This is a genomic window from Providencia sp. PROV269, from assembly GCF_028477785.1.
GTDB lineage: Bacteria > Pseudomonadota > Gammaproteobacteria > Enterobacterales > Enterobacteriaceae > Providencia > Providencia rettgeri.
The window spans coordinates 97,763-122,591 of sequence record NZ_JAMPLV010000002.1 but is presented as its reverse complement, the minus strand read 5'-3'; the positions used below and the strand labels follow the sequence as shown (position 1 = coordinate 122,591).

General features: G+C 39.6%; 20 protein-coding genes. 7 read left to right on the top strand and 13 right to left on the bottom strand.

Annotated features, from left to right (window positions below; genetic code table 11):
• Positions 1-10: 10 nt before the first annotated feature.
• Together PR683_RS01835 and PR683_RS01830 are read right to left on the bottom strand one after the other, a co-directional pair.
• On the bottom strand, positions 11-829 hold the full coding sequence (locus PR683_RS01835; RefSeq protein WP_117162038.1) for a VanW family protein: 819 nt from the start codon (positions 827-829) through the stop codon (positions 11-13).
• A 315-nt stretch (positions 830-1,144) separates the two neighbouring features.
• Positions 1,145-2,461 (bottom strand): CitMHS family transporter, encoded by a 1,317-nt coding sequence (locus PR683_RS01830; protein WP_109911191.1) that lies wholly within the window; start codon positions 2,459-2,461, stop codon positions 1,145-1,147.
• A gap of 540 nt (positions 2,462-3,001) precedes the next feature.
• Between PR683_RS01830 and PR683_RS01825 the strand changes: the two genes are divergently transcribed.
• Complete coding sequence (locus PR683_RS01825) at positions 3,002-4,093, top strand: NADH:flavin oxidoreductase/NADH oxidase (RefSeq protein WP_110731861.1); 1,092 nt, start codon at positions 3,002-3,004, stop codon at positions 4,091-4,093.
• Positions 4,094-4,151: 58 nt separating this feature from the next.
• Here the strand turns inward: PR683_RS01825 and PR683_RS01820 are convergent, their stop codons facing one another.
• From PR683_RS01820 to PR683_RS01810, 3 genes are all read right to left on the bottom strand, one after another.
• Positions 4,152-4,472, bottom strand: coding sequence for a hypothetical protein (locus PR683_RS01820; RefSeq protein ID WP_004910043.1), 321 nt, complete (start codon positions 4,470-4,472; stop codon positions 4,152-4,154).
• Between the two features lie 230 nt (positions 4,473-4,702).
• Positions 4,703-5,575 (bottom strand): DMT family transporter, encoded by an 873-nt coding sequence (locus PR683_RS01815; protein WP_109911189.1) that lies wholly within the window; start codon positions 5,573-5,575, stop codon positions 4,703-4,705.
• A gap of 640 nt (positions 5,576-6,215) precedes the next feature.
• On the bottom strand, positions 6,216-7,688 hold the full coding sequence (locus PR683_RS01810; RefSeq protein ID WP_004910038.1) for an anion permease: 1,473 nt from the start codon (positions 7,686-7,688) through the stop codon (positions 6,216-6,218).
• A gap of 638 nt (positions 7,689-8,326) precedes the next feature.
• On the opposite strand from PR683_RS01810, the gene cutA reads away from it, so the two are divergent.
• The gene (gene cutA, locus PR683_RS01805; protein ID WP_004910033.1) at positions 8,327-8,674 is read left to right on the top strand and encodes a divalent-cation tolerance protein CutA; all 348 of its coding nucleotides are present in this window, start codon (positions 8,327-8,329) and stop codon (positions 8,672-8,674) included.
• Between the two features lie 352 nt (positions 8,675-9,026).
• Here the strand turns inward: cutA and PR683_RS01800 are convergent, their stop codons facing one another.
• From PR683_RS01800 to betI, 4 genes are all read right to left on the bottom strand, one after another.
• Positions 9,027-11,282, bottom strand: a complete 2,256-nt coding sequence (locus PR683_RS01800; RefSeq protein WP_272581640.1) for a TonB-dependent receptor domain-containing protein — start codon at positions 11,280-11,282, stop codon at positions 9,027-9,029.
• Between the two features lie 368 nt (positions 11,283-11,650).
• Positions 11,651-13,330: a choline dehydrogenase gene (gene betA / locus PR683_RS01795; protein ID WP_272581639.1), complete on the bottom strand. Its 1,680-nt coding sequence runs from the start codon at positions 13,328-13,330 to the stop codon at positions 11,651-11,653.
• 39 nt (positions 13,331-13,369) lie between these two features.
• Positions 13,370-14,848 carry a betaine-aldehyde dehydrogenase gene (gene betB, locus PR683_RS01790; RefSeq protein ID WP_123382057.1) on the bottom strand — a complete coding sequence of 493 codons (1,479 nt, stop codon included), beginning with the start codon at positions 14,846-14,848 and terminating at the stop codon, positions 13,370-13,372.
• Between the two features lie 22 nt (positions 14,849-14,870).
• Positions 14,871-15,473: a transcriptional regulator BetI gene (gene betI, locus PR683_RS01785; protein WP_042851798.1), complete on the bottom strand. Its 603-nt coding sequence runs from the start codon at positions 15,471-15,473 to the stop codon at positions 14,871-14,873.
• Between the two features lie 209 nt (positions 15,474-15,682).
• Here betI and PR683_RS01780 point away from each other — a divergent pair, with 209 nt between their 5' ends.
• On the top strand, positions 15,683-17,725 hold the full coding sequence (locus tag PR683_RS01780; RefSeq protein WP_109911184.1) for a choline transporter: 2,043 nt from the start codon (positions 15,683-15,685) through the stop codon (positions 17,723-17,725).
• 52 nt (positions 17,726-17,777) lie between these two features.
• Here PR683_RS01780 and PR683_RS01775 read toward each other — a convergent pair whose 3' ends face one another.
• Positions 17,778-18,137 (bottom strand): hypothetical protein, encoded by a 360-nt coding sequence (locus PR683_RS01775; RefSeq protein ID WP_004910017.1) that lies wholly within the window; start codon positions 18,135-18,137, stop codon positions 17,778-17,780.
• A 714-nt stretch (positions 18,138-18,851) separates the two neighbouring features.
• On the opposite strand from PR683_RS01775, the gene PR683_RS01770 reads away from it, so the two are divergent.
• Positions 18,852-19,772: a chitinase gene (locus PR683_RS01770; RefSeq protein WP_109911183.1), complete on the top strand. Its 921-nt coding sequence runs from the start codon at positions 18,852-18,854 to the stop codon at positions 19,770-19,772.
• Between the two features lie 19 nt (positions 19,773-19,791).
• Here PR683_RS01770 and kdgR read toward each other — a convergent pair whose 3' ends face one another.
• Positions 19,792-20,571, bottom strand: a complete 780-nt coding sequence (gene kdgR, locus PR683_RS01765; protein ID WP_196719705.1) for a DNA-binding transcriptional regulator KdgR — start codon at positions 20,569-20,571, stop codon at positions 19,792-19,794.
• Positions 20,572-20,808: 237 nt separating this feature from the next.
• Here kdgR and PR683_RS01760 point away from each other — a divergent pair, with 237 nt between their 5' ends.
• Together PR683_RS01760 and PR683_RS01755 are read left to right on the top strand one after the other, a co-directional pair.
• Positions 20,809-21,768 carry a sugar kinase gene (locus PR683_RS01760; RefSeq protein ID WP_272581638.1) on the top strand — a complete coding sequence of 320 codons (960 nt, stop codon included), beginning with the start codon at positions 20,809-20,811 and terminating at the stop codon, positions 21,766-21,768.
• Between the two features lie 12 nt (positions 21,769-21,780).
• A complete protein-coding gene (locus PR683_RS01755; RefSeq protein ID WP_272581637.1) occupies positions 21,781-22,398 on the top strand; it encodes a bifunctional 4-hydroxy-2-oxoglutarate aldolase/2-dehydro-3-deoxy-phosphogluconate aldolase in 618 nt (205 codons plus the stop codon).
• Positions 22,399-22,625: 227 nt separating this feature from the next.
• On the opposite strand, the gene PR683_RS01750 is transcribed toward PR683_RS01755, so the two are convergent.
• Positions 22,626-22,919: a chaperone modulator CbpM gene (locus PR683_RS01750; protein WP_004910002.1), complete on the bottom strand. Its 294-nt coding sequence runs from the start codon at positions 22,917-22,919 to the stop codon at positions 22,626-22,628.
• Positions 22,919-23,860 carry a curved DNA-binding protein gene (gene cbpA / locus PR683_RS01745; protein WP_123382179.1) on the bottom strand — a complete coding sequence of 314 codons (942 nt, stop codon included), beginning with the start codon at positions 23,858-23,860 and terminating at the stop codon, positions 22,919-22,921. Before cbpA ends, PR683_RS01750 begins: the two co-directional genes overlap by 1 nt.
• Before the next feature lie 209 nt (positions 23,861-24,069).
• On the opposite strand from cbpA, the gene PR683_RS01740 reads away from it, so the two are divergent.
• The gene (locus PR683_RS01740) at positions 24,070-24,519 is read left to right on the top strand and encodes a GNAT family N-acetyltransferase (RefSeq protein ID WP_272581636.1); all 450 of its coding nucleotides are present in this window, start codon (positions 24,070-24,072) and stop codon (positions 24,517-24,519) included.
• Positions 24,520-24,829: the final 310 nt, after the last annotated feature.

Sequence of the window (24,829 nt, the reverse complement as noted above, 5' to 3'; positions counted from 1 at the left end):
GCTAGCGATATTATTCAACCGCTATCTGGCTTTCATCTAAGGAATATTTCACTATCACCTTATTACGATACAAACAATTATCCTGCAAAGTACTAGGTTCTTGTCCTTTAGTTGTCACTTTTTGCCAAATTTCGTTATGCCGGTATATAACTCCATTTTCTCGGGTAAACTTATGGTTTTTCTCATAAATATGGTATTTATGTTCACGTGAGGTACAACTCAATAATTCCCCTTCGAGTTGATGCTCAGCGATATTAAATACCAATTGAAAAGCACTTTGTGTCGGATTATAGAAAACCAAATCGATATAATTATAAAAGATTGCCGCCCCTGAACCAAAAGGCAATACACGACCTTCATCTGGAAATGGGTCAAAACTATGATTAGCGCGCTCAACCACTTGCAATGGAGAATGCAATACCATCCAATGAATTAAATTACTTAGTTGGCAAATTCCCCCGCCAATCCCTGAACGAGCTTCACCAAATGAAAGTTCCATACCTTCAAGAAAACCTCTGCGCGAAGTCGGTTTTCCTACGAGCCGACAAAATGAAAAATATTCTCCTGGGTAAATAATAACCCCATTCATCGCTTCGGCAGCAATACGCAAGTTCGTTACTTTGTTGTATTGCAAACGTAGGTCTGATTCACCTAATTTACGGATCAGCTTAGATGTATGCTTGTTGTAGCGATACTCAAGGCGTTCACTGGATTTTGACTTCGCATAATGCTTGGCAGAACATACCCAATGCAATCTTCGAACTAAGCGCTTTTGAGTCACGCGCAGCCAATAGAGAATAGGATGATAGGAAGAAAGTGGCCTACGCATAACAAACCTTATTGATATAATTAACCAATAAATCATGTCATAGCCATTCGTATTACGACATAGTAACTATCTGATAGTTAATACGTGATAGTTGAATAGCTAAAAAATAATCAAACCCTAGTTACCTATCACTAGAATTTACTTTTGAAGCCAAAAACGCGGTGGCAAGCAAGATGGAGATGGTTTGATATAAGGATTTAAGAAGAGATAATTTGCTCTAAGGATTTCATGTCACAGCTAGGCCGCAAAAAAGTAAATCCCTAGGAGCATACACAAGTATGTGACTAGGGTTTACTTTTGAAGCCAACGAGCAAATTAATACAAGCCGAGTAGCGCCCCAACTGCTAACAAAAAGAAACTAAACAACCAAATCCAACCAAATGAATAGCGTAAGTGACGGCCCATATCAATTCCAGCCAAACCCATTGCTAACCAAGCTGCTGGTGAAAATGGGCTCACGAAGGTTCCCGCGTTGTTACCTATCGCCATGGCGTAAACAACGGAAGATGGGTCAACACCAACTGTGGCTGCAATTTGTTGAATTATTGGTAATAAAGCAAAATAGTAAGCATCTGTACTCGTAAAAATATCCATCGGTACACCTAAAATACCGACAAAAATATGGACTTTAGAAACCCATTCTGTTGGTAAAATAGCCGTTAAGTCTGTTGCAATTGACTCAAGCATCCCACCTTCAGATAAAATACCTAAGAATGCTCCCGCTGCTAATATTATGGCCACCATTCCCAACGCTTGCGGTGCATGGGCTGCCAAAATTTTCATTTGGTCCCTAGGGTTAGGGAAGTTAACCATTAAAGCAATGGAAAGTGCGATCATAAAAACATAAGGCGCTGATAATAATCCGAATGCTAAACAGATAACAGATGCGATGATTAACCCACCATTGATAAGTGGTTTTTTGGGTTTCTGAACTGTATCGCTTATATCTGCAGTGTCATCACTAACAGGTAGTAAAGAATCCATTTCATATGGCGTAGTGCCTTTCAAACTTGCCGCTGCAATACGTCTTTTCTCACGTAATCCCATCAGAATAGCAAATACCACTGCGCCAGCCATGCCAATTAATTGTACAGGGATCAAATGTTGCCATAGAGTCGAGGCGTCAATTCCAGTGACAGCCGAAGCTCGACCTAATGGGCCACCCCAAGGTACCATATTCATGACCCCCATACTGGCGCACATCAGCAATAACATTAAATAAGGGCTCATCCCTAGTTGGCGGTATAAAGGTAATAAGGCAGGAATAATAATTAAGAATGTCGCAGCGCCTGACCCATCTAAATGGACAACCCCCGCAATTAACGTTGTCATAATACAAACAATAATAATATTTCCACGCGTCATTTTAACCATAAAACGAATCAACGGATCAAAAATGTGCAGGTCTTTCATTAAGCTAAAAAATAAAATCGCAAATAAAAACATCGCAGCGACTTTTGACACTTTATTAATACCACTTTCAAAGAATACTGAAATTTCAGCAACAGAGTAACCAGCAAATAAAGCACCAATAAAGGGGATACAAGACATTGCGATAATTGGGCTAACTTTCCCCATCATCAATAATGTTACTATCGATAAAATGATTAAAATACCAATAATTGTCAGCACATCTACTTCCTTCTTAGAATTATATTTTTCAGGTGAACACAAAATTTAGCTTGGCTCGCATTAGCTTAACAAGCTTGTTTCTTATATAAACCATTGAATATAACCGCAAGGAATATTTTATATTTTTGCTTCACAAACAATGCATTAATTATTATTTAAATTATCATTTAAAATAAAAAAATAGCTTTATTCTCTATTAGAACCATTAAAACCATAAGCATAAATTAACGCCACTCTAAGTTGGTGGTAATTAATTTTATTTATAAGTTACAGAATTATAACAATCAAAAAATAATAGTTATTATTATATTTTATTTTTTATCTCATTTTTTTATATTTTTTCCCTCTTTTTTCATTATGTTGCTAGGGAAATATACTTTTTATGGTTTTGATCAAATATGCAAAATTTTACTTGATTTTCTATCAACGATCCGTCTAAAAATAAAATTTCCCCGTAAAACCACACCATCTCACAAAAAAAACTTGGCTAACCGAGTATAATATTAGAATAATTTAAGTTTGCTAATAAGGAATGTTTCAATGAGCCGCCTTTTTTCACCTGTATCAATAGGCCAAGTTTCTCTGAAAAATCGAATTATTGTTCCCCCTATGTGCCAATACTCCGCAGAAAATGGCATGCCAACAGCATGGCATAAAGCCCACTATATGAACCTTGCTTTATCTGGTGCCTCTTTAGTTATTGTAGAAGCTAGCGCTGTTGTTCCTGAAGGGCGTATTACCTACAAAGATCTTGGTTTATGGAATGATGAACAAATGGCTGCAATGCAACAAATGCTCAACGATATCAGGCAGTTTTCAGATGCACGCTTAGGGGTACAAATCGCTCATGCAGGCAGGAAAGCATCAACTGATTTACCTTGGTTGGGAGGTAAAAGTATCCAGCCCACACAACCTAATGGTTGGCAAACTGTTGCACCATCTGCGCTCGCTTTTGGTGATAATGCGGTACCACATGCATTAACCATTGAAGAAATTTTACAGCTAAAACAACAGTTTATTGATGCAGCTATTCGTGCTGAAAAAGCAGGTTTTGACGTTATTGAGATCCATGCCGCTCATGGATATTTACTGCATGAGTTCTTATCACCAGTATCAAACTTACGACAAGATGAATATGGTGGATGCTTTAAGGGGCGTACTCGATTACTTATCAATATTTTCCATGAAATGAGAAAAGCGATTAACCCTAATATTGCAATTGGCGTGCGGATCTCTGCAACAGACTGGCTTGAATCGGGTTGGAATACACCTGAATCTATTGAGCTTACTGAATTACTAGAGGATTTGGGTTGCGACTACATTCACGTTTCGTCAGGTGGGCTATCACCAGAGCAACAAATACCATTGAGCCCAAATTACCAAGTCCCTTTAGCCCAAGCTATTCATGAAAATACCATGATGCCTGTCATTGCTGTAGGTCTTATCACTGAACCTTTACAAGCTGAAGCTATTATTGCAACCCACCAAGCAGATTTGGTGGCTATTGGCAGAGGGATCCTATTTGAGCCACGTTGGCCTTGGCGAGCAGCGAGCGAATTGAATGAACAGATAGATGTTGCGCCACAATACTTGCGCAGTGCTCCACATCAATTTAAACATTTATTTAAATAAAAATAATAAACTCGCAGCTATTGTTGATTGATAATAAATAGCTGCGAGTAATAAACAATTAACGCGCGTTAGTCGAACACTGTTGAACAAATTCAATCATGGTTTTTTGGAATTCAGGTTCTGCAGTACCTGATTTTTCTAATTCCGCATCCATACGTTTAAACTCAGCTAAACCATATTTTTCAATTGTTTTATCGTAGGCACAACCACAAATTGCACTGACCGCATTTGCCGTTTCACCTTGCGGGTTTCCTGATGCAACAACACAGGTATTCACAAAATTCTCTTTGTACTCCGCAATTTCTGATTTTTCATCAGAACATGCAGACAACACAACCATCGCTCCCGCCATACCTAATATTAATGCTAATTTTTTCATTTTATGCCCATTTCCTATTCAGCTTTAACTAAGGTGATAATAATAAACCGCTATTATTCCTAGTTCACGCTATTTTGGATATATCGTTTATATTTTCAATACCATTAATCTTAATACGCAAAATAAGACGCTCTTATTAAGATTAATATCCCTATCACTGACTATTCATAACAATCATAGCTGTTTTCTGGTAAAAAAGCTGTATTAACCCATTTTTTATTATGTATATTCTACCTTGGCAATGAATTAGAACAGCGCCATCGATAGTAGAATAATGATGATAAAATTAGCACACAACCCACAATTTGGATAAAAGGCATTCTTTCATGGTACCAAATCGCCGCGACAAAAACGGTCATCACGGGTTCAAGGATCATAATAATTGCCGCATTTCCTGCTGTGGTATTTTTTTGACCAATAAGCTGTAACACAAAGCGCAAACTCGTTGCTATCACCACACTAGCAATAAACCACATCATGGTAGGCGTTGTCATGCTGCTCGGCCATTCTTCTAAAAAGAATGACAAGACTAGCCCTGTCATTCCTGTACAAGCAAGTTGAATGGCCGTTAACGGTAAAAGAGGAATTGTTCGGGTATATAAACTGGTATAACAAAAATAGATAGCTTGGACAATTGCCGCGCCAAGAAACCACAGTTGACTTGCTTTAAATTCAAGCTGAGCCTTAAATAGGGTTAAGCATGCCAGCCCTAATACCGCAACAGGGAGTGCTTCCCAGAAATAACGGACAGGTTTATTTTTTAAAATGACCCATGCAACTAACGGAACAAATAACATAGCGAGGCTCATAATAAAAGCCCCTTCGCCAATTGAGTCTGTTATTGCCACCGCGTGGATCCAGAGCGCCATATTTAATGACATCCAACCGCCTGTCATTAATATTTTTGGTAATTGCTTCAGCGTTATTCTATTTTTTTTCCCTCGGCAAAAAGGGGCTAAAATGATAGCAGCTAGTAAAAAACGGCTACCAAGAAAGGCAAATATTGGCATTCCCTGCACAGCTTCTCGGGAAAATACCCATCCCCAAGCTGCAATTATCGTGGTAAGCACCAAGAAAAATTCTGCCTTCCTTTGTGAATACATGTGTTCCTCTGAATGAATTAACTGACTCGCAGCTACATCATACTGGCTTTTGCATGTAAACCAATCACATTTATGGCCTTTATCTCCGACTTCTCTAAATAAAAAATATCTCGCCCAAAAATAATAAATGTAACCTTAAATCAAGAGCCATTTCCTCTTAATAAAGAGGATTTTTCTCTTAAGCTACCTTTTTCCTTATTAAATAGATTAAATCTCATTTCAAATAGGATAAAAGAGGAAGTTTGCATAAAATCTCATCAATTTTTCTTCTTGTATGACCTGAGATAATTAAGACAGGCGAACAGTGTCAATCTTACCGATTGAAGTTTCATCTTCAACTTAATGGAAGGTCATAGCATGGTTATTCAAAAAACATTACCGATAGATAACGATACAATCAAAAAGGTAAAGGCGGCGATCAATAAAAGAAAGTATGCACATGCCAACGAAATAAGTCTGTTATGGCAACACGCATTAAAATCATCATCAGTCTGTAGTTGGGGGAAAGTGATGTTGATTTCTATAATAGGTGGCCTTGTTGTCACAATAGCCACTTCTTTGTAGCAAGGGATATTAAAAAGAAGAAATCGAGCCGATAGCCCGATTTCTATTGGTTGTTTTTAATAACTAATTCAGCTAATTACCAATAACCTAAGAATTTCCACCAAACGCTACCAATGAAGAACCAAATGGCTAAGTTAACCACACTCATGACAAAACCAGTTTTCCACCATTCAGCAAGAGTGGCATAACCTGACCCAAAGATAATCGGGGCTGTTCCTGTACCATAATGTGTTAATGACATCATTAGTGATGATGAGAATGCTAACGTTAAGGCCAATAACATTGGTGGAGCACCAAGCGCTAAACCCGCGGAGAAAAATGCCGCATACATTGCCGTAATATGCGCCGTTGTACTCGCGAAGAAATAATGGGAATACACATAAATTAAAACAAGAATTAACATTCCCCATACCCAGCTAATGCCCATTCCATCAATGGTTGCACCAACTGTTAATGACATCCATTTAATGAGACCGAGTTTTCCTAAGAAACTCGCCATCATCACTAAAGCGGAGAACCAGACAACCGTATCCCAAGCCCCTTTGTTTTTTAGCACGTCATCCCAATTAATGACCCCTGTCGCTAATAGAATACTCAACCCAATAAAGGCAGCAGTGGTAGCATTAACACTATATGCAGGCCCAAAAATCATTGCAGGTACACCGGCCCACATCAAAAGTAATAACCCAAAAACACCAAGCGTTATTTTTTCAGGCAATGAAACTGGGCCTAATTGCTGCAAACGTTCTTTGGCGAAATTTGGTGCATCCGGTGTTGAGGTAATTTCTGGTTTATACATAAAATAGATAACCAAGGGCATTAATATTAATGACACGATGGCTGGAACAAATGCGGCAATAGCCCACATCCCCCAAGTTAATTCATTTTCTTGGCTAGTCTCGCTAATTATCAAGCTAACAATTAATGGATTGGGGGCTGTCGCCGTAATAAACATTGCGGAAGTAATCGGGTTAATATTGTAGTTAACGAGTGATAAGTAGCGCCCTATTTTACCTGCGGTTCCATCTTCGGCCTTTGACCCAAAACTATCTGAAATCGAGCGCATAATTGGGTGAATAATTCCCCCACCTCGCGCAGTATTACTTGGTGTGACAGGAGCCAAAATTGTTTCTGCTATTGCCAATGAATAAGCAATACCCAATGTTTTTTTACCAAATAAAGAAATGACATAATAACCTATCCTCGCCCCTAAACCTGTTTTATTCAAGCTCATGGAAACCATGATAGAAATACCAATTAACCAGATTAGGTCATTGGAAAAACCACTTAAGGCATCCGCAATTGCCCCTTTGGTTGATTCAGGATTAGTGACTCCTGTAGCTGCAACTAATGAAATTGCGACAATAGAAACACCCCCTATCGGTAAAGCTTTACCAATAATGGCAGCGATTGTGCCGACAAATAATGCCAAAAGGTGCCACGCATTTGGATTAACACCTTCAGGAACAGGAATTAAAAACCAAATAATTAATGTTATTGCGACTGCGATTAGAGTTGGAACAGGTTTTAAAGGTGTCAGTTTATTCATAAGGTTATCCATACACGTTTAAAGATGGAAATACAGAGTAATTTCAGTTATATATTCTAATTTTATCTTTAGATTAACAATATATAGCTCAAAAACCTTGATATTTATCAGTACGTAGATTTTTTTATGATAAAAACTCAAACTAATTTGTAACAATACGTAATATATTATTTCAGCAATTAATCTTCTGATATATCTTGCACACAAAAACAAGCTTATTCTTACATTAATAAGAGTAAGAATAAAACTGGGCTTATTATTTGCTTTTTTACTAGGCTAACAGCACATAAACTCGCATTTTTCTTCTAATCAATTTTTTTCTTAATATACTAAAATTTCAATTATTTTTATAGAGCGTCATCAATTTATGATTGCTGAATCGAATTAATAAAATAAAATCAAGAAATATTCTAAATTGTGTTGAATATATAAAAAATTATAATAATGATAACAACTGATTAAAAAACGCACACTTTACTATTGAACCCATACTCTCTGCTTAATTTATATTAGTTATTATCTAATCTGATAATGCTAAAAAACACTTATAGTGATTATCCTTTGTTCTCATACTCTTTTTATCACTAATCTAATATGAGTAACAAAGCCCATCTAAATATGACTAATAAGGAAATAAAATGTCTACTGATAACATTTACACCACAAATGCTCAACGCCCATGTATTGTGTTATGTACGACCAATAGCCATGAAAGTGCAATTAAAATAACTCAACATTTGTTAGCTAATCGTTTAGCTGCATGTATTTCTCTACTCCCAGAAATAACATCAGTTTATCTATGGCATGGTAATATCACACAAGATAAGGAGATCTTACTATTGATCAAAACGACTCAAGGAAATCAACTCAATTTATTTAATGAGATAAAAAAAATACACCCATATGAAACCCCAGAACTCATTCGCTTAGACCCAAGCCAAATTGAAGATAATTATCTACAATGGCTGATTAACTCTGTTAAATAATAGATGTTCATCTAAATTGAATAACTAAAACGCTATAAATTGTGAGCTAATGTCGTTTTTGTATAAATTAATTCAACTGGTCGGCTATGGTTTACCGTAAATTAATGTTATATAAATAGGCTCGCTTTATATTTATTTTCCCTCCTTAAATATTTGGAGGTTTTTTTTGTCTAAAATTGACTAGTGCATATTCCTTAAACCCGAAGAAAAAAGTCATAAAAAGCGCAACTAATAAACAACACCGCACACTATTTTATTTAAATTATCATAAAAATTAATCTATTAAAGCCATATAATGAATTCTATATTACCTTAGGCTAATATAAACCTAAGGTAATAATCACGAAATTAACTAAAATGTTGCTTCGACGCCAAGTCTAAACGTTCTTCCTGGGATAGGCATATAAATCACAGTTCCTGGGTCAAATGCATAGCGATTAGTGAGGTTATCAATGTTAAAATTCACATGAATATTTTTCGAAACATGATATTTGCCTAACAAATCGAATGTAGTGGTTGAATATAGCTTAGTTACTGGGGCCGCAGCGGTTCCCACTAGCCACTCATGAGGGTAGTCTTTGCCTGAGTTATAACGAACTCGCAAACCTGTTTGTAGTTTTTGATCAAACATTTTCACCCCAACAATACCGGTCACAACCTTTTTCGGTGGAATACGTGAAGGCGATAACCCCCAAGCAAACCCAACTGAATTACATGCCGTTGGAAGGCGACCTAACTCCATTTCGTCTCGTGAACATAACTCAGAATTGTTATAAAATGTCGCATCGAAGGAACCAAATGCATAATTAGAATCGTATTTCAGTTCGATTTCATAACCTGCGAGCTTGAAACTATCGTAGTTTTTCATCACGATATAAGGGTGATATACGCCCGTTGGGTTCACTCCTTGAGAGAGATAGCCCTTTATATCATTATTAAAATAAGCCACACGTAATTTAGCATTATCTTCATCAAATATAAGGTTTTCTTTTTCTACATTCATTCCAACTTCAAATGATTTAGCATGTTCTGGTTTTAATGGAACATCAGGAGAATAAGAGTAGGTTTGCCCTGATGCTGTGGTCTCGAATAAACTCGGTTCTCTATAGCTATCAGAATATTTGGTATAAATATCAAATTCGTCAGTCACATGAAAACGTAGCTCACCCATTAAATCATTTTTCGGACCGTAGCTAATACTTTTACCTAAAACATGGTCATCAACATCAAAAGCGTGAATACGCCACCCGACTAAAGTACTCACCCATTCCCCTTTGTATGCCATATTGGTAAAGGCTGATTTATTCGTTCCTTTAGCATTACGCGTTACAGGATCTAACTCCTCACCGGGTATGGTTCCTTCTGGCGTCCAAATCGGTTGATAGGTTTTAGTCAATGGCTTTGATTTTTGTTGCATATATTCCACACCATAAGTGATATCGATAGGATAATCTGCAAACTCAGACGTATTTTCTAAGTTAAAGCCCATTCGTTCATCGGTATAGCGATGCTGATATTGATTACCGTAGTGCGCGGTAACATCATCCGTTGTGCCATTACGTTGTTTAAATTTACCTTTTGTCCACCAAAGGCCTAAATTCATGTCTACCCATAATGAATCGGGTTTATAAGAATAGTTTAAAGAGGCAGTATCAATATCTGCGCTACCTAATGACCACTGCGGCATTTTCCCATCGAATTGGTACCAATACGCCGCTAAAACCTCGCCTGCTTTTTGTTCATGATGTCGGTAATTTAATTCAATACTTGAGTATGGGTTAAGATAAATATTAGTTTTTAATAATGTTGACTGACTTTCATAGCTGGTATTAACGACTTCTTGCCCATGTTTAATAGGAGCATCTGTATTTGCGTATTTATGATAACCATTTTTACCGGCAAAGAAGTTCCCTTGTTTTCTATCACTATGAGCCAACAAAATGTCAAATTTATCATTTCGATATGCAACCCCAGTCGTGATAGAGCCATTATTAAAATGTGAATTCTTAACACCGTTTGAAACACGATACCCAGACTCGCCTTTTTCATCTGAAGCGATAGTCGGGCGTCGGTTATTATTGTAAATATTCCCCTTAAATAAGAAACCAAATTGGTCACCTTGAGGAATAATACTATTTGCTGATAATGTTTTTAATTTAACCGTACCTCCGATGGCTCCTCCTGAGAATTTACTCATCGAAGCCCCTTTTTCGATCTCAATTGTATCGATTAAATCCATATCCACATAAGTTCTATCTGTACTTCCTTGGTAACCACGCCAAGTGTTGGTTGATTGCAAACTGCCATCAATGATAATGGGGACTCGACCATTACCTTGTAAGCCTCGAATACCGATATCCAGTGCACCCGCTTCATTTCGTGCATTATTAACTTGCAATGAAGTTTCATTGGCAAATATATCTGAATTGGTCGTTCCTCTTACGGTAGAAATATCATTGGCGTCTATTTGCTTACTATTTGACTTTATTTTGCTGGCTGTGACGAGAAGTTTATCTTTTTGAGTTGTGGTATTGGTTTGATTCGCTAATGCTGTGCTTGAAGAACATATAATAATTAAGCTAATTATGTTTTTATTTTGAAATATCATTTAAGTAATGCCTTCATTAATTAATGATGATTAGATAGACGTGAAGAAATAGCGTATAAAAGATGTGAGGATACATTTTTTATACTTTTCCATTTATGCATTTAAAGTAAATTTAAGTGCTATGCCATAGATGTAACTAGTTCGAAAAACCTTATTTATTGAATGGTTACGTACTCATTTCCCTTGTGAATATTATTAAGCCTTGGAATATACACCAATGATAATAATGATCAAGATCATAATGAATATCATTTGCATTATCATTAATATTATTGGTGTTAATTGACTTACCTTTATTCTTTAATCACATAAAAAAAGCGACTGATATGAATATCAATCGCTTTGTATTTAAAAATTGCGTGAATAAACTAATCTCGTAATGGCTGTTTTCTCACTGGCCTATCACCTGCAACATAATAATCTGCATCACTTGTGGGTAATGGAGGACGGTTTCGAATTTTATCGGCAATTTTCTCCGCGATCATGATGGTCGTTGCATTTAAATTCCCCGTAATAATCAACGGCATAATCGATGCATCGATAACCCGTAAATTTTCAATACCGTGAACTCGCCCTGCACCATCAACTACCGCCATATCATCATGACCCATTTTACAGGTTCCGCATGGGTGAAAAGCGGTTTCTGCTCTCTCGCGGACAAATGCGTCTAGCTCTTCATCCGTACTAATCTGTTTTCCAGGGCTTATTTCCTCTCCGCGATATGGGTCAAGTGCAGGTTGAGCCATAATTTCACGGGTAATACGAATAGCAGCACGGAACTCTTCCCAATCCTGTTCCGATGACATGTAATTAAACAAAATGCTCGGATGTTGCCTTGGGTCTAAAGATTTTAAGCGAACACGACCTCGACTAGGCGAGCGCATTGAGCCCACATGAGCTTGAAAACCATGCTGATTGACTGCATTACTACCATTGTAGTTAATCGCCACAGGCAAAAAGTGGAATTGAATATTTGGCCATGCAAATTTTTCACTGGTACGAATAAATCCACCAGCTTCAAATTGGTTACTTGCTCCAATTCCAGTACCTTTAAATAGCCATTCGGCACCGATTTTGGGCTGATTAATCCATTTTAATGCAGGATATAATGAAACAGGCTGTTTGCATTCATACTGCAAATACATTTCAAGGTGATCTTGCAGGTTTTGCCCAACACCGGGTAAGACATGGACAGGCGAAATATTAAATTCATCTAAAACATCTTCAGGCCCCACGCCAGAGCGCTGCAGGATTTGCGGTGACGCAATCGCCCCCGCGCACAATAATACTTCTTTACGGGCTTTCACCACCGTAGGTGCCGTGCTCTGGCCTTGGTAATACTTCACACCAACCGCTTTTTTCCCTTCAAACTCAATGGTATCTGTTGTCGCATGTGTCACAATGGTGATATTTCTTCGCCCTTTCGCTTGGTCCAAATACCCTCTTGCGGTGCTAGCACGTCGCCCTTGTGGTGTGACTGTGCGATCCATCGGACCAAAACCTTCCTGTTGAACCCCATTTAAATCATCTGTTTTTGGATAGCCCGCTTGTACACCAGCTTCCACCATCGCATGGAATAACACATTATTGCCATTCTTCGGTGTGGTCACACTAACGGGACCATCTCCACCGTGGTAATCATTAGGGCCAATATCACGCGTTTCCGCTTTCCTAAAATAAGGTAAACAATCGAGGTAACGCCAGTCTTCTAACCCTGGTGCCTCTGCCCAACCGTCAAAGTCTAGAGCATTCCCTCGGATGTAACACATCCCATTAATCAATGATGAGCCACCAAGCCCCTTTCCACGTCCACACTCCATGCGGCGGTTATTCATATGCGGTTCAGGGTCAGTTTCATAAGCCCAATTATAACGTCGCCCTTGTAATGGGTACGCTAATGCCGCTGGCATTTGTGTGCGAAAGTCGAACCGATAATCCGGTCCACCTGCTTCAAGGAGCAGCACAGTAACATCAGGATCTTCTGTCAGGCGGGTAGCAAGAACGTTACCGGCTGAACCAGCACCGATAATAATATAGTCATAGACCATTGTTATCTCCTCTGTTTCAGTCAAATTAAAATGATGTGATTAAAATACGGATGAAAACTCCCCGAGTTCTACTTGGATAGATTTGATTTGCGTGTAATTTTGTAGCGTCATAATGCCATTTTCACGACCAACGCCGGAATGCTTATATCCGCCCACAGGCATTTGAGCAGGTGATTCACCCCATGTATTAATCCAGCAAATTCCTGCTTCTAATTGATGGATAACCCGATGTGCACGCGTTAAATCTTGTGTCACGACCCCAGCTGCAAGCCCATATACGCTATTGTTTGCACGAGCAATCACTTCATCTTCTGATTGATAACTCAAAATACTCATGACAGGACCAAAAATTTCTTCCTGCGTGATCTGCATTTCATCATGGCAATCGGTGAATACCGTTGGTGCAACATACGCACCTTGCGCAAAATCACCTTCCATTAAGCGTTCACCACCACACAATAGTTTCGCGCCTTGCTGTTTACCTAACGCAATATAACGCAATACATTTTCCATATGAGCAAAGCTGACTAATGGCCCAAAGTTAGTATTTTCGTCAACAGGTGAACCTATGTTAATCCGAGCTACACGCTCAATGATCTTGTCTTCAAACTGCGATTTAAGCGATTCAGGAACAAAAACCCTTGTTCCATTGGTACACACTTGGCCTGAACTATAAAAATTCGCCATCATGGCAATATCCGCGGCTTTATCTAAGTCTGCATCATCAAAAATAATGAGAGGTGATTTACCACCTAGTTCCATCGTCACCTCTTTTAATGAAGAGGCTGACGCATTCGCCATCACTTTTTTACCCGTTGCGATCCCCCCTGTGAATGAAACTTTGGCAATATCAGGGTTCTCTGTTAACCATTGGCCCACTTCACCGCCTTGCCCGGTCACCACGTTAAATACTCCTGCAGGCACGCCCGCTTCCGTATAGATTTCAGCTAACTTTAAGGCCGTTAACGAAGTGACTTCACTGGGTTTGAATACCATAGCATTACCAGCTGCCAGAGCAGGTGCAGATTTCCATAACGCGATTTGGATGGGGTAATTCCATGCGCCAATCCCTGCCACCACTCCTAGCGGTTCACGACGAGTATAGGCAAACGCGCTATCACGCAGAGGGATCTGCTGCCCTTCTAACATAGGGATTAACCCTGCATAATATTCAAGGACATCCGCTCCTGTAACGATATCTACATAACGAGTTTCAGAAAGTGGTTTCCCCGTATCAAGCGTTTCGAGGTAAGCCAGTTCGTCGTTACGTTCCCGTAAGATATCCACCGCACGGCGTAAAATACGTGAACGTTCTATTGCGGTCATTGCCGCCCATACTTTCTGGCCTTGTTTGGCGCTTTCTACCGCCCATTGGATATCTTCAAGCGTTGCAGACTGCAAATGCGCGATAGTTTCACCATTTGCAGGGTTGACTGCAGGAAATTGCCCGCATTCAGGTTGTGAACTGTCGACATAGCCACCATGAATATAAAGCTTATGTATCGGTGGATGTTGCATATTATCTCCTCTGAATTGGTCATTAGGTTCCGATAACCTCTGCACGTTTCAGTTGCATATCGATATACTCGTTGGTGATCTTGAGTGCATCCTTGACAGGAAATTGCTCATTACTCAAAGCACTCCGTAACCATAAGCCATCAATTAAAGCAGCTAGTCCCTTCGCAGCCATCCGCGCATCCGCTTTGCTTAACACTCGCCCAAACTCATAACTTAAATTTGAATACAAACGCCGGTCATTGACCTGCTGTAAACGGTTTAAATTTGGTTGATGCATACTGCTAGCCCAGAAGGCTAACCATGTTTTCATCGCCGCCTCACTGGTTTGCGTTGGGTCGAAGTTACCTTCAACAATCGCTTGAATGCGTAATTTTGGCTCCGCCCCAGCTAACATGCGTAGGCGTATTGCTACCGCAAACCCCAATTGATATTGAATATGGCGCATAGTGGCTTCAAGTAAGCCATTTTTATCACGAAAATAATGACTAATAATTCCTGTAGAAACCCCGGCTTTACGGGCAATTAACACAAAACTGGCTTCCTGCATTCCAACTTCATTAATCACTGCCAACGTGGCTTGGATTAACTGCTGTTTACGTATCGACTGCATTCCTATCTTCGGCATGGTATTTGAACCTAAAAAATACATTGATCCCTTGTATTAAACGTTTTTTTAATTGAATGTTCAATCAATATTAACTATTGTTTACAACAATTTGTTCACAATTAGCATAAAGGAGAGGATAACGAAAATCAAATCTTAGCTGATAAATCAATTAATTAGCTTAGAAAGTAATTTTAACCTGTTAAATAAATAAAAATGTGGAACTACCAATGACAACTCAAAATAGTCCAAAAAATAAGCAGAAGGATAAATTGAATTCTGTGGTTTTTTTTACTTCCGCCGGCCTTATTCTGGCGTTTTCTTTTTTCACCATCTTGATGACCGAAACAGCAAATCAGTGGATCGTTGCTGCCCTTGGGTGGGTATCCAAAACCTTTGGTTGGTATTACTTGTTAGCAGCGACGCTGTATATTGTTTTCGTCATTTTCGTTGCCACTTCGCGCTTTGGTAATATCAAGCTCGGCCCCGAGCAATCTAAACCTGAATTTAGCGTACTAAGTTGGTCTGCGATGCTATTCGCCGCAGGAATTGGTATCGATTTAATGTTTTTCTCTGTCGCTGAGCCGGTCACTCAATACATGCTGCCGCCAACGGGTGAAGGCGAAACCTTAGAAGCAGCTCGTCAGGCGATGGTGTGGACCCTGTTCCACTATGGCCTAACGGGCTGGTCTATGTATGCCTTAATGGGGATTGCACTGGGTTATTTCAGTTATCGTTATAACTTGCCGTTAACCATTCGCTCCGCACTTTATCCTATTTTTGGCAAACGGATTGACGGCCCGATTGGCCATACCGTGGATATTGCTGCAGTACTAGGGACGATTTTCGGTATCGCAACAACTCTGGGGATCGGTGTTGTTCAGTTAAATTATGGACTCAAAGTATTATTCGATTTACCCCAAGGGCTTCCCGTGCAAAGTGGATTGATTCTGCTGTCGGTGATTATGGCTGTGATCTCCGCTACATCAGGGGTAAATAAAGGTATTCGCGTGTTATCAGAGCTCAATGTGCTTTTGGCACTTGGCTTGATTTTATTTATCTTATTTGTCGGAGATACCGAGTTCTTACTTAATGCCTTAGTACTGAATGTGGGGGACTATGTCAATCGCTTTATGGGGATGACTCTCAACAGCTTTGCCTTTGATCGCCCAACCGATTGGATGAATAGCTGGACGCTGTTTTTCTGGGCTTGGTGGGTCGCATGGTCGCCATTTGTTGGCTTATTCCTCGCGCGTATATCTCGCGGTCGAACGATTAGACAATTTGTGATTGGCACTTTAATTATTCCGTTTGTTTTCACACTATTGTGGTTATCTATTTTTGGTAATAGTGCATTGTATGAAATCATTCACGGTAATAGCGAACTTGCTAAAACCGTGCTCGACGCACCCGAAAAAGGCTTCTATTCACTACTTGAGCTTTACCCCGGCTTTGGCCTAACCGCTTCCGTCGCCACAATTACTGGGTTGTTGTTCTATGTCACCTCAGCGGACTCCGGTTCTTTGGTGTTAGGCAATTTCACCTCAAAACTCAGTGATATTAACAACGATGCGCCCAATTGGTTGCGGATTTTTTGGTCTGTCGCGATTGGTTTACTCACCTTAGGGATGTTAATGACAGATGGCGTCGCTGCGTTACAAAATACGACAGTGATCATGGGTTTACCATTCAGTTTTGTTATCTTCTTTATTATGGCTGGGCTATATAAGTCATTAAAAGTTGAGGACTTTAGACGAGTTAGTTCGTTAAATACCAATGCGCCAGCACCACTGTATGGCAATGGAACACTCAATTGGAAACAGCGTTTGGGACGAGTGATGAATTTCCCTGGAACAACGTATACCCAGCGAATGCTTGATTTAGTCTGTATTCCAGCCATGCAAGAAGTGGCAAAAGAGCTCAGTTTAAGGGGAGCAAAAGTGGAATTTAACACCTTACCACCGATTGCTGATGAGCGATTAGACCATTTAGAGTTAACGGTCGACCTTGGCGAAGAACAAAGCTTTATTTACCAAGTATGGCCTCAGCGCTATTCGGTTCCTGGTTTTACCTATCGCGCACGTTCAGGAAAATCCCATTATTACCGCTTAGAAACTTTCTTATGGGAAGGCTCGCAAGGGAATGATTTAATGGATTACACTAAAGAACAAGTGATCAGTGATATTCTCGACCAATATGAAAAACATATGAATTTCATCCATTTAAGCCGTGAAGCTCCCGGTGCAACCTTAACATTCCCTGAATCTGTATAATATGAACTCTAAGGGGGCTATGCTCCCTTAGAGCCAACACATAAACCAATAATTAATAAGGACGACCTGCTTGCTCCAGCATTTTTTTCATTTGCTCGCGGTCATTCATCCAAGCCATTGAATTAGGGCACCCTGCTCCCGTCGGGTTAACATCACACACATTAAAACGCTGTGGAAACGCGTTTTCATCTGCATTTCGCTGTTCTAACAACGCTTGATAACTTTGTTCTTCTTGAGAAAGTTTCTTTTTGGGATCAAAGACAAACTTTTGTTGTGCCTGTAATTCTTTAATTCCTTGGTAGTCTTTATCAAACTCGCGATCAGCGGGTGACTTTTCTTTAAATGTAAAGTCGCTGGCAAAGCCATAAGAAGTGAAACAAAGAAAAATAATAACAATAATCTTTTTAAACATATCAATTTCCTGCTGTGTCCATAAGCGAATATTATATGTCAGCAGCAACACTGAATGTTGAATAATAATAAGTGAAATTTATAAAAACCTTAATATTCAAATAAGTAATTTACATGAGTTATTAAATCAATTGATTGATACATCGTTGTTATTGACTTATCTGAATACTAAGGGTGTTTTTTCACCAACCATCCCCCACATTAACCCATTAATTTCTGTTACTTTTCAACCTTGTTATCCTCTTCAATTTTGTCCAAGTATATAAGCTCAACTTCAAAACAAATCAGAATAATTAATTAGTTCCATTATGGGTTTATTTTAAATCTGTTGGTTGTTTTTATGGCAATGCGAAGATGAAATATTAATCTCAAAAAGGGTGTTTACACAGCATATGATGATGCAAATGGCAATCTAAGCGTCTCTGCTAATTGGGGGAATACAAATTTGAAAGAAGGCAAAGCGCCAGCTCCTAGATAAAAAGTGGAGGTAGGCGAATAAGCAAATATCAGTATATGATCCGGCTTTCTGAACGCAGTCGACAGCGAATCACTTCCATTTCCATGCTCATAACCGACCTATAACCTATTAGGTTACTAATAATTTTTGTTCTTGTTACAGAGTCAATTTTCTATAAAAGTGACCTTGTCCTATCAATTACACCGTAGAGCATAGGCTAAAATTTCCTTTTATAAATTAATAAACTAAGGGTATACAATGCATAAAACTTATTTTGGTCCTTATATGGATGTCAGTGTTGATGCAACTTGGAATGATTGGCAAAATTACCCAAATGGCAGGCCTAATGCAAAATATAGCCAAGCCGCTATTAAGTATGGGGTAGATATACTGTCTCTTGGTTTTTTAACCGCCACATTAGATAAAAAAGCAGCATGGTCAGCCCAGCCATCCATGCCAATTAGCTGGGCTAAACCTTTGTGTGATGAACTGATTGCTGGCGGTGTTAAAGTTGCTGTTTCATTTGGGGGAGCTGCTAACCAAGATGTTTCATTGGTACAAACACAAGAACAACTCATCAACACCTACCAAGAAGCCATTGATACACTCAATGCCTCACATATTGATTTAGATTTCGAGAATGGTCTGTACGATGCTGATAATGCATTTTATGCCTTAAAAGTCATTGTAGATAATAATCCACAAATCACCCTCAGCTTAACCTTGCCGACTATGCCAACAGGGCTAACCAGCACAGGCTTAGCACTCGTGAAAAAATCGGTTGATGCGGGTTTAATGATGAAGGTTAATGGGATGGCAATGGACTACTACGACCCGAATATCACGAGCCTTGGGGATGCAGCAGTAAAAGCCGCCAATAGCATCAAAAACCAACTAAAACCGCTATATCCAGGGATAGACGATAACGAACTATATAATTATGTACAAATTACACCCATGATTGGTCTCAATGATGACCTCACCATGTTTAACTTTAATGATGTCAATATTCTCGCTGAATTTGCTAAAAATAATGGCCTTAACTTGGTGTCAATGTGGAGCTTAACCCGTGACCGCCCGGGAAATAAACCTTTCCCAGAGGCCATAAGCTCTGGCAACCCAGAACAAACCTATGAATTTGAATATACCGATTTATTTACTCAACAACTTAATTCATAAATAGCCCATATCACCAATATTATGGATATTGGTGATAACCCATTTTCTGTGAAATATTACGCCCGGCTGTTTTCAGTAATTCGACATAATCGCCAATGCGTTGTTCATCAAAACGAATAGTTGGGAATGAAATCGATAACCCTGCAATCACATGGCCAAACCTGTCATACACTGGTACTGCAATGCAGCGCAGGCCTAACTCCTGCTCTTCTCGGTCCTGCGCATAATGGCACTCACGAACTGTGGCTAATTCCGCCAGCAAGTCCTCTAAGGTTAAAATCGTCGTTGCTGTTTTTTGGCTAAAGGTTTCATCTTTCAATGCTAGACGAATCGTTTGTTCATCTTGCCAAGCGAGTAAAATCTTACCGATTGCAGTGCAATATAATGGGTTACGACGCCCAACTCGTGAATACATACGCAAATTATAACTCGAGTCGATTTTATGAATATAAATAATGGCGTCTTCATCTAATGCACCCAAATGCACCGCTTCATTCGTCAGTTGGCCTATATGGCGCATTTCCTTATCTGCAATTTCGATTAAATCAACATACTCGAGGGATTTCGCACCTAATTCGAAGAGCTTCAAGGTCAGTGAATACTTATCTGCCTCACCTTCTTGTTCGACATACCCCAACTGCTTCATCGTTTGCAAAAAACGAAATGTAGTGGCTTTTGACATCAACAAACGTTGGGACAATTCAGATACGCCAATCTCCTTTTGCTCTCCAAGGGCACTAAGAATACTAAATACCTTTACTACCGCTGACACGGCATCCGTTTGTGTTGTCTTATCCATTACCTTTCAATCATCCTATAAATTGCATCCTATAAATTGATAGCAATATTATACCCCAAATTAACGAAACTAACTGATATCACCTAAGTTTGAGTAGCATAATTGTCTCTTCATACAAAAACAAGAACGATGATTCGATATTTTTAAAACGTCGTTTCATTTTTATTGAAATTGGCAATGAAATGCGCTTTAATAGCACTATCAAGTCAGCAATAGTTTACTAATTCGGTGGTGAAAATGAGTGCATATCCGCAAGTTGCCGTTATTGGCGAATGCATGGTTGAGTTGCAAAAATCGGGTGAGCTTTATAAACAAACGTTTGGTGGGGATACGCTAAATACCACACTATACCTGTCTCGTTTAACCAAAGATCACAGTGTGATAACCCGTTACATCACCGGTTTAGGCAAAGACCCATTCAGCCAACAAATGCTAAACAGTTGGCAACAAGAAGGCATCAATACTGAAGAAGTGTTTATTTCAGACAAACATTTGCCCGGGATGTATTTGATCGAAACCGCTGCTGATGGCGAGCGCCGTTTTTTCTATTGGCGAGATAATGCCGCGGCAAAATTTTGGCTTGATGCAGTGTGCCTTGATCAAAACAGCAAAGCCCACACACAGCAAATTCTAAATTCACAACAATTTATCTATTTAAGTGGCATCAGCCTAGCCATTTTGCCTGACGCTTCACGTCAGTTACTATTTGAAATGTTACAACAAGCTAAGCAGAATGGCGCCAAAATTGTATTTGATAATAACTATCGCCCAGCACTTTGGCCATCGAAACAAGCCGCTCAACAAGCATACCAGCAAATTCTCACGTTAACCGAGATCGCTTTTCTGACCTTTGATGACGAACAACTGCTTTACGGTGATATTGATGAAACCGATGCAATTGCCCGTACCCAACAATATGGCGTGAATGAGATTGTGATTAAGCGCGGTGCCGATGCCTGTTTTGTGGTTATTGATAACGAACGCATTGAAGTTCCTGCCAATAAAATAAGCCATGTGGTTGATACCACTGCCGCAGGGGATTCTTTCAGTGCCGGCTACCTTGCTTGCCGTATTTTAGGTGGCAGCCCATGCGAAGCGGCAAAAACAGGTCATTTACTGGCTGGAACCGTCATCCAACACCGGGGAGCGATTATTCCATCCGAAGCTATGCCAACCACTGCTTTAGAAACATGTTAAGAGGCTTTAACCATGAATCAATTACTTGAAAGAATTAAGAAACTCAATGTTGTTCCTGTTATCACCATTAATAATGCAGAGCATGGTGCGCCATTAGCAAAAGCCTTAGTGGATAATGGCCTGCCATGTGCAGAGGTCACCTTCCGCACCCCGGCCGCGGTACAAGCGATTAAAAATATGCGTGCTGCCTACCCTGAATTACTGATTGCTGCAGGTACCGTATTAACCACAGAGCAAGTTGACCAAGCCATTGAAGCGGGTGTGGATTTTATCGTCAGCCCGGGCTTTAACCCCAAAATTGTCGCCTATTGCCAACAAAAGAACGTGATTATTATTCCTGGTGTGAATAATCCAAGTTTAGTAGAACAAGCCCTTGAATTTAATCTCACCACGTTGAAATTCTTTCCAGCCGAAGCCTCTGGCGGGGTTGCCATGCTCAAAGCACTCAGCGCCGTTTACCCGGTTAAATTTATGCCAACTGGCGGTATTGGTGTGAAAAATATTAAAGAATACACAGCACTACCTTCTGTATTAGTGTGCGGCGGTTCATGGATGGTGCCCAATGACCTTATTGATAGTGAGAACTGGCAAGAGCTTGGTAAGTTAATTGCTGAAGCTGCAACCATTTAATTAACAATAAAAAATCTCGTTGTCGTTATTACGCCCTTACTGGATGGTAAGGGCTTTTTTGTTGTTCGTGTTCATTAAAATATTATTTAATTATTAGCTTTATCAAATTAATCAAAAAATATAATACAATTTACTAATAATTTAGATTTTAGATGTAATTATAACCACCACAAACCCAATTTTAGTTATTAAGGCTCGTGGTGGTGAACAATTAAACTATTAGCTAACTAACCAATAAAACGTTTTAGTTGTAGCCGCAGCATCTCATTTTCACGCTGAAGCCGCTCATTTTGCTCCATCAAGCTCATTGCCATTGCAATTCCCGGCCAGTCAATTTCGAGCTCATGGTAAAGTCGCACTGCCCTTCTCACGATGATCACTGCGTGATCATCAAATAACCATTCATTAGCAGTTTCAATGGGTTGAACTATCCCAAGGCCGACAATTTCCCGTAATTCCTCTTCCGCAATACCCGTGTGAATACAGAAATCAATAACGGTTAATGATGTGAACTGTTCCATTATTTGCCTCCCCAATTTTTACGTGGGTCAAAACTCTGCTGAGTCTCCGCCAATTTCTGCCACAGCGCATCCGCTTCTGCATTACTGCTATTTGGCATCACGATTTTTATAATCGCATACAAATCCCCTGCTGTACCTTTATGTTTCAGTCCTTTACCTTTAATACGTAATTTTTGTCCGGCTTGGCTATTAGCAGGAACAGTGATCACAATTGGGTCTTTTAATGTTGGAATGGTGACTTTAGTTCCGAGGGCTGCCTCCCATGGAGCAAGCGGCACGACCACTTCTAAATCATGGCCTTTGATATCAAATAATGGGTGTGGTGCAATGCGGATGGTTATCCACAAATCGCCATTTTCACCGCCATTTTCCCCCGCAGTGCCTTGCCCTTTTAAACGGATGCGTTGCCCGTCAATCACGCCTGCTGGGATAGTGACATTAAGTGTTTTGGGAACTTCATTTTCGATAAAACCAAAAGCGTTATAGACCGGTAGGTTATAACTGATGGTACGCTTATGCGACTCTTGGCTTTCTTCAAGGAAAATAGCCAATTCAACTTCTAAATCCTGCCCACGATGACTGCGCGCCTGTCTTGTGCTGCCACCCCGTGCTCGTTGAGAAAACATCGATGAAAAAATGTCATCAAAGCCGCCTGCATCAAACCCTTGCTGGGAATAGGTATGGCTCTGTTGGCCTTGGTTAGCTTGGTTAAAATAAGGGTCATTCCTGTGTTCCCACATTTCATCGTATTCTGCGCGTTTTTCTTTGTCACCAAGTACCGCCCATGCCTCTGCAATTTCTTTAAAGCGCGCTTCGGCATCCGGTTCTTTACTAACGTCAGGATGATATTTTCGCGCTAAACGGCGATACGCAGTCTTAATGGTTTTTAAATCATCAGTGCGTTTAACACCCATGATGCTGTAATAATCCTTTAGTTCCATAGTCATATCTCGTTCACTTGTCTGTTGAATAGAATTCTTATGGTATTTACCCAGTTGGGCTAAACATCACAACTACCTTGAATTTAACTTAGGACATTTACGCAGTAATTGGAATAGCTAGGCTATGATAAAATTCCACAAAAAACAGGAAATTTACGTTATTTCAGGCTAAACCTATAAGAGTATCGTTTGATTACAAAGGGAACTCTATGGATGCTATTGCCAGTCGCCTGAACTATAAAGTCAATTTTGCCATCTCTATTGAGGATTTTATTCGGTTAATTCGCCAGTCTCCATTTAAGGAAATGGTGCCAACCGATAATCTTACTCAATTAGATGCGATGCTGAATAATGCGGATTTATTGGTTAGTGCATGGGATGGCGAACAAGTCGTCGGATTTGTCCGCACAGTAACAGATTTTAGTTCTTGTTGTTATATCTGCGAACTGGCCGTTGATGCGCATTATCAAAAACACGGCATCGACCGCCAATTAATGCGCCTCGCCGCTGAAGAGCTCCCCGCCGACTGCCAGATTTTATTTTTTTCCATCGACAGTAACCTCACCGAATATTTAAAACTGGGCTTCACCCAATCCCCAAGAGCGTGGCACACCACGGCAGAGAACTATTTGGCTAGATCGACAGAACTGGATGAATAATAGAAAGTAACATCGTTAAAAGCGTAGAAATATAGTAGAAAAAACAAATTTAAATGAGCTTTAAAATACCCCTCTGCGTATGCTCTAAATAATTCGTATTGTGGGTAGGAAGCCGGAGCAGACATAAGTCTAGAAAGCAGCGATGTGCTTGAAGTATAAAAAACTTAAATATCAACAGCCTAACCAATTCATCCTATAATAGAAAAAACAAATTTAAATAAGTTTTAAAAGTACTCAATACTGATGCTCTAAATAATTCGTGCTACAGCTAGGCGGCAAGCTAGTTTAGCCCTAGGAGCATACACAAGTA